The sequence below is a fragment of the Candidatus Thiosymbion oneisti genome (assembly GCF_004359955.1).
GTDB classification, from domain to species: domain Bacteria; phylum Pseudomonadota; class Gammaproteobacteria; order Chromatiales; family Chromatiaceae; genus Thiosymbion; species Thiosymbion oneisti.
In genome coordinates, this window is record NZ_SMSC01000077.1 from 1 (window position 1) to 1,839 (window position 1,839).

Consider the following 1,839-nt stretch of genomic DNA (forward strand, 5'->3'; position numbering starts at 1 on the left):
CGGGTGCAGGTGGTGGAGCAGGGGTTACTGGCGCTGCCCGGTGTGGAGATCCACGGTGGCCGGGCGGAGGGCAAGCTGATCGTGACGGTGGAGGACACGGGCCGGAGCGAGGTTGCCGATACCCTGGCCTCTATCAAGGGTGTGGAAGGCGTCATCAATACCGTCCTGATCTACCATTATGGTGGAGACGATTTAGAGGCTGTCTAAAAACCAACCCATTGATGTTGCTTGATATAAAGCCCTTGATCCCCCCCTCTCCCCCCAGGGGGCGAGGGAGCCAACCGGGCAAGTTCTTAGGCAGTCTCTTAGCAGAAGAGGTCGATCATGAAAATCACTCGGCGTGAGTTCATCAAATCCCAGGCCGCGGTTGTGGCCGCCGCAACGGCGGGGGTCACCCTGCCGGTCAGCATCACCGCCGTCGCGGCGGAAGGCGATGAAGGCGTGCGCTGGGACAAGGCCCCGTGCCGTTTCTGCGGCACCGGTTGCAGTGTCCTGGTGGGGGTCAAAGACGATAAGGTCGTGGCCAGCCAGGGGGATCCGGATGCCCCGGTCAACCGGGGGCTCAATTGCATCAAGGGTTATTTCTTGCCGAAGATCCTATACGGCAAGGACCGGCTTACCCAGCCCCTCCTGCGCAAGAAGAACGGCCGATTCGCCAAGGACGGGGATTTCGAGCCCGTTTCCTGGGACGAGGCGTTCGATGTGATGGCCGCCAAGTGGAAGGAGGCCATCGCCAAGGATCTGAAGGACAATGCGGGCAAGCCGGTCGACCAGCTGACCTCCCGGGTGGCCATGTTCGGCTCCGGCCAGTGGGCGGTGTGGGAGGGCTATGCCGCCTCCAAGCTTATGAAGGGGGGACTGCGCTCCAACAACCTGGATCCCAATGCCCGACACTGTATGGCCTCCGCCGTGGTGGCCTTCATCCGCGCCTTCGGGATCGATGAGCCCATGGGGTGCTACGACGACCTGGAACACGCGGATGCCTTCGTGCTCTGGGGCGCCAACATGGCCGAGATGCACCCTATCCTATGGTCGCGTCTGACCGACACCCGCCTCACCAAACCGGGGTGTGAGGTCCATGTGCTCTCCACCTTCGAGAACCGCTGCTTCGAGCTGGCGGACAACCCGATCGTCTTCACCCCCCATACGGATCTGGTGATCCTCAACTACATCGCCAACTACATCATCCAAAACAAGGCCTATAACCAGGGGTTCATCGACAAGCACGTGAATTTCACCAAGACGCCTACGGATATCGGCTATGGCCTGCGCCCGGAGCACTCCTTGGAGCGCAAGGCCGCCAATGCCGGCAAGGGCAAGCTCACCAAGATCGGCTTCGAGGAATACGCCGAATCCGTCGCGCCCTACACCCTGGACAAGGCCCACGAGCTGTCCGGCGTGCCCAAAGAACGGCTGGAACGCCTGGCCAAGCTGTACGCGGACCCGAACAAGAAGGTCGCTTCCTACTGGACTATGGGCTTCAATCAGCACACCCGCGGGGTGTGGGTCAATGGGCTCCTGTACAACGTCCATCTGCTCATGGGCAAGCTCTCCGAGCCGGGCAACAGCCCCTTCTCTCTGACCGGCCAGCCCTCGGCCTGTGGTACGGCGCGGGAGGTGGGGACCTTCGTCCATCGCCTGCCGGCGGATCTGGTAGTGAAAAAGCCTGAGCACCGCGCCTTTTCCGAGCGGGTCTGGCAACTGCCGGCGGGGACCATCAACGGTAAGGTGGGCTACCACGCGGTGCTCATGCAGCGCATGCTCAAGGACGGCAAGCTGAACTGCTACTGGCAGCTGTGCAATAACAACATGCAGGCGGGGCCCAACATCAATGAGGAG

Annotated in this window: 2 protein-coding genes; both read left to right on the plus strand. The window is 61.8% G+C overall.

Going from position 1 to position 1,839, the window contains the following annotated elements:
- On the plus strand, positions 1–207 hold a 207-nt coding region (locus E1958_RS19430), incomplete at its 5' end, for a chaperone NapD (protein ID WP_207787981.1).
- A gap of 117 nt (positions 208–324) precedes the next feature.
- Positions 325–1,839, plus strand: a 1,515-nt coding sequence (locus tag E1958_RS19435) for a molybdopterin-dependent oxidoreductase (RefSeq protein WP_133513340.1), incomplete at its 3' end; no start/stop codon positions are given.